The organism is Duganella hordei (assembly GCF_040369125.1).
GTDB classification, from domain to species: Bacteria; Pseudomonadota; Gammaproteobacteria; order Burkholderiales; family Burkholderiaceae_D; genus Rugamonas; species Rugamonas hordei.
This window is the reverse complement of record NZ_BPWI01000035.1, coordinates 13,730-30,040: the sequence shown is the minus strand read 5'-3', so window position 1 is coordinate 30,040 and position 16,311 is coordinate 13,730. Positions and strand designations below refer to the sequence as shown.

Annotated in this window: 12 protein-coding genes; all 12 read right to left on the bottom strand. The window is 65.8% G+C overall.

All coding sequences use genetic code 11. The features are described from left to right. Positions 1-143: 143 nt before the first annotated feature. The gene (gene ppnP / locus ABWW33_RS32560; RefSeq protein ID WP_176653516.1) at positions 144-458 is read right to left on the bottom strand and encodes a pyrimidine/purine nucleoside phosphorylase; all 315 of its coding nucleotides are present in this window, start codon (positions 456-458) and stop codon (positions 144-146) included. Next, positions 455-1,519, bottom strand: a complete 1,065-nt coding sequence (locus ABWW33_RS32555) for a GGDEF domain-containing response regulator (RefSeq protein ID WP_353405558.1) — start codon at positions 1,517-1,519, stop codon at positions 455-457. Before ABWW33_RS32555 ends, ppnP begins: the two co-directional genes overlap by 4 nt. Positions 1,520-1,589: 70 nt before the next feature. After that, positions 1,590-2,642, bottom strand: a complete 1,053-nt coding sequence (gene cheB, locus ABWW33_RS32550) for a chemotaxis-specific protein-glutamate methyltransferase CheB (RefSeq protein WP_353405557.1) — start codon at positions 2,640-2,642, stop codon at positions 1,590-1,592. After that, on the bottom strand, positions 2,639-4,900 hold the full coding sequence (locus tag ABWW33_RS32545) for a hybrid sensor histidine kinase/response regulator (protein WP_353405556.1): 2,262 nt from the start codon (positions 4,898-4,900) through the stop codon (positions 2,639-2,641). Before ABWW33_RS32545 ends, cheB begins: the two co-directional genes overlap by 4 nt. Continuing rightward, entirely contained in the window at positions 4,897-5,583 is a 687-nt protein-coding gene (locus ABWW33_RS32540; RefSeq protein ID WP_353405555.1) for a chemotaxis protein CheW, read from the bottom strand. Before ABWW33_RS32540 ends, ABWW33_RS32545 begins: the two co-directional genes overlap by 4 nt. Positions 5,584-5,595: 12 nt before the next feature. Further along, positions 5,596-6,840: a CheR family methyltransferase gene (locus tag ABWW33_RS32535; protein WP_353405554.1), complete on the bottom strand. Its 1,245-nt coding sequence runs from the start codon at positions 6,838-6,840 to the stop codon at positions 5,596-5,598. Further along, positions 6,837-7,289 carry a chemotaxis protein CheW gene (locus ABWW33_RS32530; protein ID WP_176653522.1) on the bottom strand — a complete coding sequence of 151 codons (453 nt, stop codon included), beginning with the start codon at positions 7,287-7,289 and terminating at the stop codon, positions 6,837-6,839. Before ABWW33_RS32530 ends, ABWW33_RS32535 begins: the two co-directional genes overlap by 4 nt. A gap of 11 nt (positions 7,290-7,300) precedes the next feature. Beyond that, positions 7,301-9,115 carry a methyl-accepting chemotaxis protein gene (locus ABWW33_RS32525; RefSeq protein WP_353405553.1) on the bottom strand — a complete coding sequence of 605 codons (1,815 nt, stop codon included), beginning with the start codon at positions 9,113-9,115 and terminating at the stop codon, positions 7,301-7,303. Positions 9,116-9,172: 57 nt separating this feature from the next. Then, the gene (locus tag ABWW33_RS32520) at positions 9,173-10,987 is read right to left on the bottom strand and encodes a methyl-accepting chemotaxis protein (RefSeq protein ID WP_353405552.1); all 1,815 of its coding nucleotides are present in this window, start codon (positions 10,985-10,987) and stop codon (positions 9,173-9,175) included. 113 nt (positions 10,988-11,100) lie between these two features. Then, positions 11,101-12,333, bottom strand: a complete 1,233-nt coding sequence (locus ABWW33_RS32515; protein ID WP_176653525.1) for an argininosuccinate synthase — start codon at positions 12,331-12,333, stop codon at positions 11,101-11,103. A gap of 32 nt (positions 12,334-12,365) precedes the next feature. Beyond that, positions 12,366-13,292 carry an ornithine carbamoyltransferase gene (gene argF, locus ABWW33_RS32510; protein ID WP_176653526.1) on the bottom strand — a complete coding sequence of 309 codons (927 nt, stop codon included), beginning with the start codon at positions 13,290-13,292 and terminating at the stop codon, positions 12,366-12,368. 127 nt (positions 13,293-13,419) lie between these two features. After that, positions 13,420-16,254: an ATP-binding protein gene (locus tag ABWW33_RS32505; protein ID WP_176653527.1), complete on the bottom strand. Its 2,835-nt coding sequence runs from the start codon at positions 16,252-16,254 to the stop codon at positions 13,420-13,422. Positions 16,255-16,311 lie beyond the last annotated feature (57 nt).

Genomic DNA, 16,311 nt, shown 5'->3' with positions numbered 1-16,311 from the left:
CGAACTCAATGTCTATCGACCCGACCGGAAATTCGATCGGGTCACCAAAGCAAAACCGCAACGCTATCCTGAACGGAGGCTCAGGAAATCCTTAACTTAACGGCATTAGGAACTGACCCCGCCGTTTCTGACCCCGCCGTTTTTTAGCCGAAGTGGCAGACGTAATCGACTGTCTCGACGGTCTCGATGTCGAAGCTCGAATTGCCGGGCACGTCGAATTGCTGGCCGGCCGCGTAGGTCTGCCAGTCGCTGGCGCCGGCCTGGCGCACCTTGCACACGCCGCCGATGATTTCCATCTTTTCCGGCGCGCCGGTGTTGAAGGTCAGGCTGGACGGGAAGATCACGCCGACGCTTTTCTTGCTGCCGTCCGCGAAGATCACATTGTGCGAGACGCATTTGCCGTCGAAGTAGATGTTCGATTTCTTGACGACGCTGACTTGATCAAATTGAGCACTCATGCTGCTGTTTTTCCTTGGTTCGATGGGGGGATGCCAGGCATGTCGGCCGCGTTCACCACGCGGTTACGGCCGCCGCGCTTGGCGGCATACAACGCCTGGTCGGCTTGCTGGATCAGCTCCTCGAAACTGGAGGACGCCGACGGCACCACGCTGGCCACGCCGATCGACATGGTCACGGTGGAGAACTCGGTGTCCGCTTGCGGGTTTTCGATGGCTAGCTGTTCCAGGTGGCGGCGGCATGACTCGGCCACGATCAGTGCCCCGGTCAGCGGTGTCTCCGGCAGGATAATGGCGAATTCCTCGCCGCCGTAGCGCGCGGCCAGGTCGGCCGGGCGCTTTAAATGTTCGGTCAATACGGCAGCCACCTTTTTCAGGCACAAATCGCCCGCCAGGTGGCCGAAGCTGTCGTTGTACAGCTTGAAGAAGTCGACGTCGCACATCAGCAGCGTCAAGGGCTTCTGGTCGCGCTGTCCGCGCTGCCATTCGATGCGCATGGTGTCGTCGAAGCGGCGGCGGTTGGCGATGCCGGTCAGGCCGTCGAGCGCGGCCAGCTTTTGCAGTTCGATGTTGGCGTCGGCCAGCTGCTTCTGGCTCTCGCGCAGGAAGCGGAAGGCCTGGTCGCGCTGCAAACGGCTGATGTGGGCGCCCGAGTGGTAGCGGATGCGCGCCAGCAGTTCCAGCTTGTCCGGCAGCTTGACCATGTAGTCGTTGGCGCCGGTGGCGAAGCTGTGCGCCTTCAGTTTCGGGTCCTCCTTGGCCGACAGCACGATCACCGGCACATGGCGCAGCGCCTCCTCCTCGCGATACAGCTTGATCACGCCGAAGCCGTCGATCGACGGCATCACCAGGTCCTGCAGGATCACCGTCGGCTGCAGCTGCAGCGCGGTCGACAAGGCCAGCGTGGCGTCGGTCACGTAATGGAACTCGATATCGGATTGATCGCTCAGCATGCGGCGCACCGCCTCGACGATGATCAACTGATCGTCCACCAGCAGCACGCGGACTTTGAAAATAGTCAGCGACTGTTCTGGATCGGCTGCGATTACAAGTGCTTCGGACATCTGTGTTCTCTTTGAATATGAACCCGGGCGTTCTGGCGCAGGACATGCGAATCGGGCGGGCGTTCTGGGTTCAGGAACGTCCGCCTAGGGTGCCGCGCAAGACCGGTCCGATCTTCGCCAGCGGTAAAATCATCTGCGCCGCTTCCAGCTCAGCGGCGGCGCGCGGCATGCCGTAGACGGCGCTGCTGGCCTGGTCCTGGGCGATGGTGGCGTGGCCGGCGCGGCGCATGGCCAGCAATCCCTCTGCGCCGTCGCGGCCCATGCCGGTCAACAGCACGCCGACCGCCTCGCCCTTCCAGTGCTGCGCCACACAGTGGAAAAACACGTCGACCGAGGGACGGTAGGCATAGTCCTTCGGGTTGGCATCGTAACGCAAGCGATGGTTTTGATCCAGCGTTAAGTGGTCGTTGCTCTTGGCGATCAGGACGGTGCCGGCCACCAGCTCGTCGCCTTCCTCTGCGGCGCGCACCGGCATTTCCAGCTGCTCGCCCAGCCAGCGGGCGAAGTTGTCGGCGAAATGGCGGTCGATATGCTGCACCACCACCACGGCGCAGCCGCGCGGCGGCTTCCAGCCGGCCAGCATCTTGGACACCGCCACCGGGCCGCCGGTGGACGCGCCGATCGCCAGCAGCGACGTGACGCGCTCCGGACCGCCCGGCGCATCGAGCACGACGCCATTGCCGCTGCCGTTGGCGGCCGCGGTTTTCGGCAGCATCGCCTGGTTGCCGCCGCTGTGCCGTATCAGCTTGTCCATGGTGCGGATCTTGGCCAGCAGTTCGATGTCGCCGCCAGGCTGGCCTTGCAGCACCGGCGTGGCCGTCACGTCCAGCGCGCCGGCGCCCAGCGCGCGGAACACCTGGTTGACGTTGTCCTGCGGCCGGCCGGTCACCACCAGGATGGCGCACGGGCTTTGCTCCATGATCACGCGGGTCGCCTCGACGCCGTCCATCTCCGGCATGTTCAGGTCCATCAGGATCAGGTCCGGGCGGTTCTCGGCGCACATGCGCACCGCTTCCACGCCGGTACGGGCGATCCACAGCACCTGGTGCTCGGCGGTGCTGGCGACCACGCGCCGCAGCGCTTCGGCTGCCATGGCGACATCGTTGGCGATGGCGATCTTCATCTGCGGGCGTCCCCAATCAAATCGTTGACGGCGTCGAGCAGCGTCTCGTCGTGGAAACTGCCCTTGGTCAGGTAATAGTCGGCGCCGGCCGACAGCCCGCGGGCGCGGTCTTCCGGTCGATCTTTGTAAGAGACTATCATGACTGGCAGTTTATGCAGGTGAATGTCCTTTTTGATCAGTGTGACCAGCTCGATGCCGTCCATGCGCGGCATGTCGACGTCGGTGATCACCAGGTCGTAGTCGCCGCTGCGCACCACGTTCCAGCCGTCGATGCCGTCGATGGCGATATCGACCAGGAAGCCCCGGCCGAGCAGCAGTTTGCGCTCCATCTCGCGCACCGTGAGCGAATCGTCGACCACCAGGATGCGCTTGGTCTTGCGGCGCTCGGCCTGGTCGGACTTGGCCAGCTGATGCAGCCCGCCTTCGTGCAGCAGCTTGTCGATCGACAGCAGCAGGTCCGGCACGTCCAGGATCAGCACCGGCTCGCCGTCGTCGAGCAGGGCGGCCGACGAGATGTCGCGCATCTTGCCGAAGATCGGATCGATGGCCTGCACCGCAAGGCTTTGCTCGCCGCGTATGGCGTCCACCACCAGCGCGTAGCGACGCGCGCCGCTGCCGACCACCACCACCGACAGCTCGTCGCTGATGGCGCCGGTCTCGCCCAGTTCCAGCACCTGCGCGGCCGACACCAGGCCGAGATGCTCACCGTTGAAATCGAAGAACTGCTTGTTTTCCAGCGTGTGGATGGCCGACTGCGGCACCTTGATCACGCGTTCCACCTGCACGATGGGTACGGCGTAGGCCTCGCCCTTGACGTCGGTCACCAGCGCGCGCACGATCGATTGCGTTAACGGCAGCGTGATGTAGGCGCGGAAGCCCGCGCCCAGCTCGGATTCGATGCGCACCGTGCCGTTTTGCGCGCGTATGGTTTCGTGCACGATGTCCAGGCCGACGCCGCGCCCGGAAATCTCGGTGGTGCTCTCCTTCAGGCTGAAGGCGGGCAGGAACAGGAACTCCAGCAGCTCTGCCGGCGACAGCGAGGCCGCCATCTGCGCGCTGGCCATCTTGCGCTCGACCACGCGAAGGCGGATTTTTTCCAGGTCCACGCCGCGGCCGTCGTCGCTGATTTCGATGCTGAGCATGCCGGCGCGGTGTTTCGCGTCGAGCACGATGGTGCCGCTCTCCGGCTTGCCGGCGGCCAGGCGCTCGGCCGGCGGCTCCATGCCGTGATCGACGGCGTTGCGCAGCATGTGGTTGAGCGGACTTTCGATCCTGGCCAGGATGTCGCGGTCGACCAGCGTATCCTCGCCGACGATCCGCAGCCGCACGTCTTTGCCCAGGCCGCGGGCGAGGTCGCGCACCATGCGCGGGAAGGCCTGCACGCCGTCGCGGAAGGGGCGCATGCGCAGCGTCAGCACTTCATCCACCATGCCTTGCGAGACCGCCAGCAGGCGACGTTCGTAGGCTTCGATGTCGGCGATGTGCTCCAGCACGAACTGCTTGAGCGGATGGGTCTTCTGCAGCGCCAGCAGGGATTTCTCTTTCAAACTGGCGTCGCTGCCGTTGGAGATCGCCTCGTGCAGCTGCTCGATCAGCGAGAACAGGCTGCTCTGGCTGCGCTTGAAGCGCTGCATATCCTGGATGAAGGGATGCATCTGGTGCGCGTTGATGCGCGATTCGCTGGCCAGCGACAGCAGCTTGTCGAAGTTCTGCGCATGCTTCATGGCGGGCAGGCGCGAGGCGGTCGCCGGCGCATCGTCGGGCACGGGCGTGGGGATGGCTGTCTGCGGCGGCGGCTCCGTTTCCGCCTGCAGGCTGACCGGCTCCGGCAGGAAGGCGATAGTGGCGATGGAGTCGAGCGTGCGCGTGATCTGGCCGCCGTTGGCTGCCAGCCAGGCCTCGACGCCGCTGTCCTGCAGGCGCGACGCCTGCAGGATCAGGTCGACGCCGGCAAGCAGCACGTCCACCCGATTCGGCGTCAGCGCCAGCTTGCCATGCTGGGCGGCGACGAAGGCGTCCTCCATGCCGTGCGCCAGCTGCACCACCACTTCCAGGCCGACGATGGCGGCGGCGCCCTTGATCGAGTGCGCCGCGCGCATCATCGATTCGACGGCGCTGGCGTCGCCCTTGATGCGCTCCATGGCCAGCAGGCCTTCCGTCAGGATCTGGGTCTGGCTGTCCGCCTCCATGCGGAACAGGTCCAGCATGGAGAACTGGCTCAGGTCTCCGCCGCCCTGGTTGTCGTTATCCTGGCTCATCGCAGTGTTCTCGCAAGTTGGTAGCCGATCAGCGCCGCATCGAGCACGCCGATGTGCATGTCCTCGTGCGCTATCACGCCCGTCAGGAAGCGCGACAGCCCTTTGTTGATGGTGGCGGCTGGCGCCTGCACCGAGCCGGAGGCGTAACGCAGGATGCCGTGCAGGTCGGCCACCGGCAGCGCATAGGCCTGGTTCTCCCATTGCGTCAGCAGCAGGCGGGCAAAGGTATGCCGGTTGGTCGCCGCCTCGCCCTGGGTTTCGTCGATATCCAGCAGCGCCGCCAGCGACATGCACGGATACAGCGTGCCGCCGACATTGACGATGCCCCCCAGCCCGCGCGCCGCGCGGTGCGGCAGGCGGTGCGGCTTGGCCGTCGGCGCCACCGAGACGAACATCGTGGTGGGCAGCGACAGCCATTCGCGGCCGATGCGGAATACCAGGCAGGAGGCGTCAAGCAGCTCGGTGTCCGTGGCGGCCTGGCGGAAGTGCGCGGCCCAGTCCTTCCTGTAGTCCTCGCCGACGGTGCGCTGCAGGTTGCGCTGGGCGGCCGCCGCATACACGTCGCAATTGCGGCAGTGGACGAACTGCTTGAGCTTTTCACAGCTTTGGTCGCCGACCACGCCGATGCGGTTCCAGCAGTCGTCGATATCGGTGACGGCGATGGGGGAGAGTGTAGTCGTCATGAGTGGGCGCCTTTACGATGCCTGCTGGCGTTTGTAGATGCGCGCGGCGCGCGCCTTCAGCGCGGTTGCGGTGGCCGGGTCGTTGTTGCTGTCGGCCAGCAGGGCCAGGTGGCACAGCGCCTCGTAATGATCCGGTTGCAGATAGATGCAGCGCTTCCAGTAGTCTTCCGCGAGCTGGTGCCTGTTCGTCAATTCGTTCACCAGGCCGAGGATGAAATACGCTTCGGCGGAATCCGGCGCCTGCGCCAGATGGTCGCGGCATCTGGTTTCGGCTTGCTTCAGCTGGCCCAGGTCCGCCAGCTTGCGCGCTTCGGCCAGCAGGTCGATGGCGATTGCCGGCGCCGGCAAGGTGGCCTGGACCGGTACCGGCTGCGGCCGGGCGACGCTGCGCCGGGCCGTCGTCGTCGGCGGCGTGCGCGGAGCCCGCATCGGCGCGGCGCCGGCCGCCTGCCTGGCGACGGCTCTTGCGGCCGGTGCGGACGGCAGCGCCTCTTTCTTCAGGCCGAATGCCTGCGGATACTGCAGTGGCATGAAGCCGAACTGGCAGAACGAGGGCACCTCGGCGTAGCCGGCAAACAGCACGCCGCCATCCGTCAGCAGGGCTTCCAGCTGGGCGATCGCGGCCCTGGTGGTCGGCTTGTCGAAGTAGATCAGCAGATTGCGGCAAAAGATCACGTCGTAATAGCCGCGCCGCGCGCTCACATCGAAGTCCAGCAGGTTGCCCTGCCTGAAGCGCACCTGCCTGCGGATGGCGGCGGAGATCCGGTACTCCTCGTCGCCGATGCCGCTGAAGTGGCGGTCACGGAAGCCCAGGTCCTGGCTGCGGAAGGCATTGCGTCCGTAGACGCCGTCGGTGGCGCGCGCCACGCAGGCAGGGCTGATGTCCAGCGCGTCGATGAAGTAGCTGCCGTGCGGGATGCCGGCGTCGCTCAGCACCATCGCCAGCGTGTACGGTTCCTCGCCGCCGGCGCAGGGAACGGACAGGATGCGCACCGTGCGGCCGGCGTCGGCGTCCAATCGCGCGCGGACGAATTCAGCGGTGGCGTGGAAGGCCTGCGGGTCGCGGTAAAACCATGATTCCGGCACCACCACCAGCTCGACCAGCGCCGTCAGCTCCTCCGGCGTCATCCGCTCCAGGTAGTCGTCCTCGTTGGCCGCGGCCAGCAGCTCCATGCGGCTGCGGATGGCGCGTTCGGCCGCCGACTTCGATACGCTCAAGCCGGTGGCGCCGTGCAGCATGGCCTGGACGGGTGTCATGGCTGGAACAGCAGCGCGCGCAGCGACGCCGGCAGCAGTTGTTCAAGTTCGACCAGCTGCAGCATGCCGCGCCCATCGCTGGCGACCTGGCCGAGGAAGGGCGCCGCCTGCACGCCGCTGCTGGCCAGCTGCGTCTCGTCCACGTCCTGCACGCCCAGCACGCGCTCGGCGCGCAAGCCGAGCAGGTGGCTGCTGTCCTGCTGCGCTTCCGGCGGGCGATAGTTCGCCACGATGATGCGGGTGTCGAAATGATCGGCCGCCGCCGGCAGCCCGCTGGCGCGGCACAGATCGATCACCGGCACCGACTGGCCGTGAAAATCCATCAGGCCCGCGACGGCGTCCGGCGCCAGCGGCAGATGCTTGAGTTCGAGCTGCGGCACGACGCGCACCACATCGCGCAGGCGCAGACCATAGCGGTCGGCGCCGATGTGGAAGATCAGCAGCTTCATCGTCCGCCCGCCTAGGCCGCGACGGCGAAGTTGGCGACGCTGGTCTGCAAACCGCCCGCCGCGTACTGCAGCTGGTGCACCGCCTCGCTGGTGGCCTTGAGCGACTCGACGGTCTGCTGGGTGGCGTCGTTGAGCTGTATCATGGTTTCCGAAATCTGCTGCGCGCCCACCGCCTGCGACTGCATCCCCTGCAGCACGGCGTCGAACTGCGGCGCCAGTTTCTGCACCTGGTCCATCACGCCGGACAACTGGTCCGTCACCTGGCGCACCTCGCCGACGCTGCGGCGTATCTCCTCGGAGAATTTGTCCATGCCCATCACGCTGGCCGACACCGCCGACTGCATCTCCTTGAGCATCTGCTCGATGTCCCAGGTGGACACCGAGGTCTGGTCGGCCAGGCGGCGGATCTCGGTGGCCACCACCGAGAAGCCGCGTCCGGCCTCGCCGGCCTTCTCGGCCTCGATGGCGGCGTTGAGCGAGAGGATGTTGGTCTGGTCGGCCACCTTGGTGATGGTGATGAGCACGCTGTTGATGTTGGAGGCCTTCTCCGACAAGGCGGCCAGCTTGGCGTTGATCGAGTCGGTGGCCGAGACCATGTGCTGCATGGTGCTGTCCATGCGCTTGAGGTTGTTCTGGGCGTCGGCGGTGGCGCTGGTGGTGTAGTCGGCGACGGCGGTGGCGTCTTCCATGGTCTTGAGCAGCTGCGCCGTGTTGGCGGAGATTTCCTTGGTGGTGCTGAGGATCTCGACGCTGGTCTGCGCCTGCTCGATGCCGGTGGCCTCCTGCTGCTTGGCCGAGGCGGCGATTTCGGTGGCCGAGGTGGTGACCGAGATGCCGGCCTTCTGCACATTGTTGAGCAGCGCGCGCAGGTTCTCGAACATGCGGTCCAGGCCATGGGCCAGCTGGCCGATGGCGTCGCTGCCGGCCACCTCGATCCTGCCGGTCAGGTCGCCGGCGGCCGCCTTCGAGACCACGGCCAGCAGCGAGTCGACCTTGGACTTGAGCAGGTTGGTGGCCGCCAGCTCGTTGGCCTGGCTGTCCTGGATCGCCTGCGCCATGCGGTTGAATTCCGTCGTCACCTGGCCCAGCTCATCGGCCGACAGCACTTCTGCGCGCGCCGACTGCACGCCGCTGGCGATGCGGCCGACGGCATGGGTCAGGTTGTTCAATGGCGCCAGCAGCGACTTTGCCAGCAGCCACGCCACCACCGCCGACAACACGATACATGCCAGGCCGCCGGCCGACAGCAGCAGGCGCATGGTTTCCTGCAATTGGGCGGACGCCTCCGTGCGCCGGGCCAGCAACCGGCGTTCGTCGTCGGTCGCATCGGTCATGAGTTTGTAGATATCGGTGATGGCCGTGTTTCCGGTGGCTAGCGATCCGGTATGACCCATGGCGTCGGCGGCGCCGGGCTTGTCCCCCAGGTCCTGGCGTATTTTCAGCTGCGATTCGATGACGTCCTTGGCCCATACGTCGATCATGCTTTCCAGCTTCTTGAAGCGGGCGACCTGTTCCGGGTTGTCGGAGGCCAGTTTTTGCAGCTGCTGGAGGGAGCCGGGCAGGTCCGCCAATTCCTTGTGGGTGCGGGTAAAGCGCTCGGGCGCGCCGGTCAGGTAATAACCGCGCGCCTCCACCTGTACTTGCAGCAGGTCGTTGCGCAGGGTGTCGATGGACTGCAGCACATCCATCGTGTGCCTGTCCCAGGCATTGGCGTCGGACAGGCTGTTGAACCGGTTGTAGGCGATCGACAGCAGCACCAGGATGATGGCCAGGATGGCGCCAAAACTCAGGTACAGCCTCTTCTTGATGCTCAGGTCTTTAAACATTTTTTTCTCCAGTGGCCGCGGTTCACGCGGCACGGTTCACATAACATTGTCCCACGCTCAGGCGGCCACGGCAAAGTTGGCGACACTGGTTTGCAAATTGCCCGCAGCGTACTGCAGCTGGTGCACCGCCTCGCTGGTGGCCTTGAGCGACTCGACGGTCTGCTGGGTGGCGTCGTTGAGCTGTATCATGGTTTCCGAAATCTGCTGCGCGCCCACCGCCTGCGACTGCATCCCCTGCAGCACGGCGTCGAACTGCGGCGCCAGTTTCTGCACCTGGTCCATCACGCCGGACAACTGGTCCGTCACCTGGCGCACCTCGCCGACGCTGCGGCGTATCTCCTCGGAGAATTTGTCCATGCCCATCACGCTGGCCGACACCGCCGACTGCATCTCCTTGAGCATCTGCTCGATGTCCCAGGTGGACACCGAGGTCTGGTCGGCCAGGCGGCGGATCTCGGTGGCCACCACCGAGAAGCCGCGTCCGGCCTCGCCGGCCTTCTCGGCCTCGATGGCGGCGTTGAGCGAGAGGATGTTGGTCTGGTCGGCCACCTTGGTGATGGTGATGAGCACGCTGTTGATGTTGGAGGCCTTCTCCGACAAGGCGGCCAGCTTGGCGTTGATCGAGTCGGTGGCCGAGACCATGTGCTGCATGGTGCTGTCCATGCGCTTGAGGTTGTTCTGGGCGTCGGCGGTGGCGCTGGTGGTGTAGTCGGCGACGGCGGTGGCGTCTTCCATGGTCTTGAGCAGCTGCGCCGTGTTGGCGGAGATTTCCTTGGTGGTGCTGAGGATCTCGACGCTGGTCTGCGCCTGCTCGATGCCGGTGGCCTCCTGCTGCTTGGCCGAGGCGGCGATTTCGGTGGCCGAGGTGGTGACCGAGATGCCGGCCTTCTGCACATTGTTGAGCAGCGCGCGCAGGTTCTCGAACATGCGGTCCAGGCCATGGGCCAGCTGGCCGATGGCGTCGCTGCCGGCCACCTCGATCCTGCCGGTCAGGTCGCCGGCGGCCGCCTTCGAGACCACGGCCAGCAGCGAGTCGACCTTGGACTTGAGCAGGTTGGTGGCCGCCAGCTCGTTGGCCTGGCTGTCCTGGATCGCCTGCGCCATGTGGTTGAAGGCGGTGGTCACGTCGCCCAGTTCATCGGCCGACAGCACCTCGGCCCGCGCCGACTGTTCGCCGCCGGCGATCCTGCCGACGGCGGCGGTGAGTTTGTTCAGTGGTCCCAGCAGCGACGCCGACAGCAGGTAGCCGATGACGGCGGCCAGCACCACGCACACGCTGCCGCCCAGGATGAGCAGCATCGTCATCGATTGCTGCAGCTCGTTCGAGGTTTGCGAGCGCTGCGTCAGCAGGCGGTTCTCGTCGTCGCTGATGTCGTGGATCAGCTGCCGCACGTCGGCGATGGTCTTGGCGCCGTTGAGCACATCGGCGGAAGTGGCCACCTGCTGCGACACGCCGACCTGCTTGTTCAGCGCGCGGCGCTTGTCGAGCAGCGGATGGATCACGTTATTGATCCAGTTTTCCATCATCGGCGCCAGTTTCTTCAGGCGTTCCTGCTGGACCGGATTGTCGGCGGTCAGCGCGAGCATGCTGGCCAGGTGGCGGCGCGTGGTTTCCTCTTCGGCCGGTATCGGCTGGGCGGTGCTTTCCTCGCCGGTCAGCATGAAGCCGCGGGTCGAGGTCTGGATCTGCAGCAGGGACGTCTCGATCTGGTTCGCCTCCAGCAGCACATGCAGCGTGTGGCGGTCCCACCCGCTGGCCGTGGAGAGCTTGCTGAAATTGATGTAGGCCACCGTCAGCAGGACCAGAATGATGGCGGCGATGCCGCCGAATCCGATGGCGAGTTTTGTCTTGATACTCAGGTTTTTCAGCATATGCGCTCCACTCCGGTCAGACTGTGGGAGCAATGTATCATTTTGTCGGCCGTAGCGGAGGACAAAAAAAAGGCCGCTCATCGAGCGGCCTTGCCGGTCATGCCTGATATGGCTTACTGGCCGCGCTTCAGGCGCGCGTTGGCGGCGATGCGCATGCGCAGCGCGTTGAGCTTGATGAAGCCGCCGGCGTCGGCCTGGTTGTAGGCGCCGCCGTCCTCGTCGAAGGTGGCGATGTTCATATCAAACAGGGAGTCGGTCTTCGAATCGCGCGAGACGACGATCACGTTACCCTTGTACAGCTTGACGCGCACCCAGCCGTTGACGGTGGCCTGGGTGTGGTCGATCAGGGTCTGGATCGCGACGCGCTCCGGCGCCCACCAGTAGCCGTTGTAGATCATCGACGCGTAGCGCGGCATCAGGTCGTCCTTCAGGTGGGCCACTTCGCGGTCCAGCGTGATCGATTCGATGGCGCGGTGCGCCTTCAGCATGATGGTGCCGCCAGGGGTTTCGTAGCAGCCGCGCGACTTCATGCCGACGTAGCGGTTCTCGACCAGGTCGAGGCGGCCGATGCCATGCTTGCCGCCCAGGCGATTGAGTTCGGTCAGCACGGTGGCCGGCGACATGCGCACGCCGTTCAGCGCGACGATGTCGCCTTTTTCGTATTCGATGTCCAGGTACTCGGCCTGGTCCGGCGCTGCCTCGGGGCTGACGCTCCAGCGCCACATGGTTTCCTCGGCTTCGGCGCTCGGGTTTTCCAGATGCCGGCCTTCGAACGAGATGTGCAGCAGGTTGGCGTCCATCGAGTACGGCGCGCCGCCGTTCTTGTGCTTCATGTCGATTTCGATGCCGGCGTCTTCCGCGTACTTCAGCAGTTTTTCGCGCGACAGCAGATCCCATTCGCGCCACGGGGCGATGATTTTCACGCCCGGCTTGAGCGCGTAGGCGCCCAGTTCGAAGCGCACCTGGTCGTTGCCCTTGCCGGTGGCGCCGTGCGAGATGGCGTCGGCGCCGGTCTCGTTGGCGATCTCGATCAGGCGCTTGGCGATCAGCGGACGCGCGATCGAGGTGCCCAGCAGGTATTCGCCTTCGTACACGGTGTTGGCGCGGAACATGGGGAACACGAAGTCGCGCACGAACTCCTCGCGCACGTCGTCGATGTAGATGTTCTCGGGCTTGATGCCGAACTTGATCGCCTTGGCGCGCGCCGGTTCCAGCTCTTCGCCCTGGCCCAGGTCGGCGGTGAAGGTGACGATCTCGCACTGGTAGTTATCCTGCAGCCATTTGAGGATGACGGAGGTATCGAGGCCGCCCGAGTAGGCGAGGACTACTTTTTTAATATCGCTCATGCTAGTTCCAATTGGTGGTGTATGTTGCTTGGTTAGTTGTTTTCTATGCGGCCGATCAGCAGGTATTCGAGCAGGGCCTTCTGGATGTGCAAACGGTTTTCCGCTTCATCCCAGACCACCGACTGCGGGCCGTCGATGACGTCGGCCGAGACTTCCTCGCCGCGGTGGGCCGGCAGGCAGTGCATGAACAGCGCGTCCGGCGCGGCGCGCGACATCTTGGCGCTGTCGACGATCCAGCCGTCGAAAGCCTTCAGGCGCGCGGCGTTTTCCTCTTCGTAGCCCATGCTGGTCCAGACGTCGGTGTTGACCAGGTGCGCGCCCTCGCAGGCGTCGGACGGGTTCTCGAAGAAGGTGTAGCGGTCGGTCGAGACCAGCGACATGTCCATGTCGTAGCCCTTCGGCGTCGACACGTTGACGTGGAAGCCGAACACCTCGGCCGCCTGCAGCCACGAATACAGCATGTTGTTGGCGTCGCCGACCCAGGCCACGGTCTTGCCGGTGATCGGGCCGCGGTGCTCGTAGTAGGTGAAGATGTCGGCGAACACCTGGCATGGATGGTGTTCGTTGGTCAGGCCGTTAATCACAGGCACGCGCGAATTGGCGGCGAAACGCTCGATGATGTCCTGGCCGAAGGTGCGCACCATGATGATGTCGCACATGCGGCTCATCACCTGGCCGGCGTCTTCCACCGGCTCGCCGCGGCCCAGCTGCGAATCGCGCGTGTTCAGGTAGATCGCCGCGCCGCCCAGCTGATGCATGCCGGCCTCGAACGACAGGCGGGTGCGGGTCGAGTTCTTCTCGAACACCATGACCAGCGTGCGGTCGATCAGCGGGTGATAGATCTCGTAGTTCTTGAATTTTCGCTTGATCAGGTGCGCGCGTTCGATGACGTACTCGTATTCGGCCAGCGTGAAGTCGGAAAACTGCAGGTAATGCTTGATCGGTTTTTGAATAGACATAGTGACAACTGACAGGTGAGCGGGCCTGGGGCGAGGTGCCTGGCCGGCTTAGCCGAACAATTATAAAGGCAATTCGGTGGATAGGGCTAATTGCCGTGGTTTATGCTGTCTAGACAGGTTGTCGTGCTCAGTTGTAGATCTGCGTGGCCGCCGCGATCTGGTGCTCGGGCGCCGTCAGAGGGAGATCGAGGGTAAAGATGGTGCCGTCGCGCGAGCTGTGGACGCTGATATGGCCGCCCAGTAGCGAAGTGACAATGTTGTAGCTGATCGACAGTCCCAGCCCGCTGCCGCCCTGACCGAGCTTGGTGGTGAAGAAGGGATCGAAGATGCGCGACATGTGCTCGGGCGCGATGCCGCCGCCGTTGTCGCCGAAGGTGACGACCACGCGGTTGTCGGCCGGCAGGGCCGCGCGCAGCCACATGGTGCCGCTGCGGTCGCGCCCGAACGCGTGCAGCAGCGCGTTGTTGATGAAATTGGCGATCACCTGGCCGAACGGGCCGGGATAGCTGTCCATCGAGATCAGCTCCGGCACGTCGATCTCGATGCGGTGGTTGGCGGCGCGCACGCGGTTCATCATCGTCGCGATCACTTCGTGCGACACCTGCTGCAGCTGGAACACGCGGCGCTGCTCGGTGGTGCGGTCGACCGCCACCTGCTTGAAGCTGTTGACCAGGTCGGCCGCGCTGGTCAGGCCGCGCATCACCAGCTCGTGCGCCTTGCGGGCGTCGGCCAGGTAGCCGGCCAGTTCCGAGCGGCGCAGCCCGGGGCCGTTGACCTGCGCCTCCAGCTCCTCGGTTTTCTGCGCCAGCGTGCTGGCGATCAGCAGGCTGTTGCCGATCGGCGTATTCAGTTCGTGCGCCACGCCGGCCATCAGCGATCCCAGCGCCGCCAGCTTTTCCTGCGACACCAGCTGGGTTTGCGCGTCCTGCAGCTGGCGGTAGGCGTCGGCGTTGTCGAGCGCGATGGCGCCGTAGGCGCACAGCGTGCGGAAGATCAGCCGTTCGCGCTCGCCGTAGGCGCGCGCGTGCCTGGCCTGCACCGTCATCACGCCCAGCGCCCGTTCGCCCACCAGCAGCGGCACGTACAGCGCGCTGACCATCAGCTGGCTGCCCGGCGCCAGGAAGATGTCGTCCGGCCCGGCCTCCTCGACATAGATCTCGCGCCGTTCGCGCAGGCAGCGGGCCGAGTTGGCGCGCGGGTTGTCGACGGCGATGGTGTTGGCCGGCAGCGCGCGGCCGTTCTCGATGCCGAAGGCGCGGCTGACGGTGTCGCCGCCGGCGTCGCACAGGTAGATGGCGAAGGTGTCGGCCGCCAGCAGCGCCTGCACGTGGCGGTTCAGCGCCTGGAACACGGCGCCGGCGTCGAGGTGGATGGTGATCTCCTGGCCGATCGCCGACAGGCGCTCCAGCGTGGCGCTGGTCTGCTGCAGGATTTCCGCGCGGCGCGCCTCGGACGCGGCCAGCTCGCGGTGGTGCATGCCCTCGGCGCGCGCGTGCTCGGTCTGGTGGTGCACCTGCATGGCGATGGCGCGGTTGGTGGCTTCCTGGCTGTGGATCTTTTCGCGCGCGGCGGCGGCGGCCTGCGCCGACTGGTAAGCCTTGGCGTAGTCGCCGGCCTGCGCGTACTCGCGTCCCAGCGCGTCGTGCAGGTCGCCGGGCAGCGTGTAGCCGTTGATGCCGGAGGCCACTTCCAGCGCCTGGTGCAGGTAGTGCAGCGTGGCGTTTTGCTCGGTCATGCCGGCCGGCGGCGGCAGCGGATGGCGGCGGTGGATCTCGGACAGCACGCGCAGCGCCGCCACGTGGTTGACCAGGTTGGACTGCCCGGCCGCCAGCTCGACGGCGTGATGGGCCATCTGCAGCGCTTCCTGCGGCCGCTCCAGATAGCACAGCGCGTGGGCCTGGCCGCGCCGCGCGATCGACTGGAAGTCGGCCTGCTGCAGCGCGTCGGCGCGCTGCTCCATGCGGCGGAAGGCGTCCAGCGCGGCGCCGTAGTCGTTCTTGTCCAGCGCCAGGTCGCCCAGGTAGGACAGCGCGTTGGCGTAGCTGCGCGCGCCCGACAGCGGCGTCAGGATCTGCAGCGCTTCTTGCAGCAGTTCCTCGGTGGCGTCGAGGCGGCCCAGGCGGCGCATGGTGTCGGCGGTGTGCATCAGGCAGGCGCCGATGCTGCGCGGCCAGCCGGTCGGGCGCGCCAGGTCCAGCGCGCTTTGCATCCATTCCAGCGCCGAGTGGTGGTCGTTGAGGATGGTGAAATTCAGGCCGATGTTGATGGCGGCGGTGATGGCCACGCGCAGCTGGCCGGTCTCGAGCGCCGTTTCATAGCAATGGATGTAGTAGCGCGCGGCGCCGCCGTAGTCGCTGTGCTGGCTGGCGGCCAGGCCGTGGTAGTCGTAGATCCAGGCCGAGACGGCGGGGTGGTGCGACTGCGGATCGGCGGCGAAGCGCTGGCCCCAGCGCCGCTCGGCGGCGGGCAGGTCGTGCAGCACCGCCCAGCGGGCGTTGGCGGCGTCGGCCACGGCGATGCGCTGGTCGTCGCCGACCTGGCCGGCCGCCGAGGCCATCAGTTCCAGTTCATCCTCGCCGCGGCGGTGCTCGCCGCGGTCGATGGCGATCCAGGCGCGCAGCCAGTGGGCGTCGGCGCAGCCCTGGTGGTCGCCCAGCGAGCACAGTTGTTGGTAAGCCTGTTCGACGATGCCGGCGGCGGCGTCCAGCTCGCCGGCCAGCCAGCGCGCCTCGCCGTGGACCAGTTGCAGCCGCGCGGCGATCAGTTGCATCTCGTCGGGCCCCAGCGCGGTGGCCGGCAGCAGCTGCAGGCCTTCGCTGGCCAGTTCGACGGCGCGGCCGGTGTCGCGCTGGCGCAGGTGCCAGGCCAGCGGCACCAGCAGCGGCAGCCGCGCCGGGCCGCGCAAGGGCAGCAGGGCCGCTTCCCATTGCGCTACTTCGTCGTCGACAGCAAACATGTCCATCGGTAATCCTTGGGCGGAAATTGCCTTGAGGAATTATAGTCTGCAAATGCAGATTGC

Bases quoted from the DNA above. Each gene is read 5' to 3' on its own strand.
- ABWW33_RS32555 (WP_353405558.1), bottom strand. From the start codon at position 1,519: ATGTCCGAAGCACTTGTAATCGCAGCCGATCCAGAACAGTCGCTGACT.
- ABWW33_RS32540 (WP_353405555.1), bottom strand. From the start codon at position 5,583: ATGACGACTACACTCTCCCCCATCGCCGTCACCGATATCGACGACTGC.
- ABWW33_RS32535 (WP_353405554.1), bottom strand. From the start codon at position 6,840: ATGACACCCGTCCAGGCCATGCTGCACGGCGCCACCGGCTTGAGCGTA.
- ABWW33_RS32545 (WP_353405556.1), bottom strand. From the start codon at position 4,900: ATGAGCCAGGATAACGACAACCAGGGCGGCGGAGACCTGAGCCAGTTC.
- cheB (WP_353405557.1), bottom strand. From the start codon at position 2,642: ATGAAGATCGCCATCGCCAACGATGTCGCCATGGCAGCCGAAGCGCTG.
- ABWW33_RS32505 (WP_176653527.1), bottom strand. From the start codon at position 16,254: ATGGACATGTTTGCTGTCGACGACGAAGTAGCGCAATGGGAAGCGGCC.
- ABWW33_RS32525 (WP_353405553.1), bottom strand. From the start codon at position 9,115: ATGTTTAAAGACCTGAGCATCAAGAAGAGGCTGTACCTGAGTTTTGGC.
- argF (WP_176653526.1), bottom strand. From the start codon at position 13,292: ATGTCTATTCAAAAACCGATCAAGCATTACCTGCAGTTTTCCGACTTC.
- ppnP (WP_176653516.1), bottom strand. From the start codon at position 458: ATGAGTGCTCAATTTGATCAAGTCAGCGTCGTCAAGAAATCGAACATC.
- ABWW33_RS32520 (WP_353405552.1), bottom strand. From the start codon at position 10,987: ATGCTGAAAAACCTGAGTATCAAGACAAAACTCGCCATCGGATTCGGC.
- ABWW33_RS32515 (WP_176653525.1), bottom strand. From the start codon at position 12,333: ATGAGCGATATTAAAAAAGTAGTCCTCGCCTACTCGGGCGGCCTCGAT.
- ABWW33_RS32530 (WP_176653522.1), bottom strand. From the start codon at position 7,289: ATGAAGCTGCTGATCTTCCACATCGGCGCCGACCGCTATGGTCTGCGC.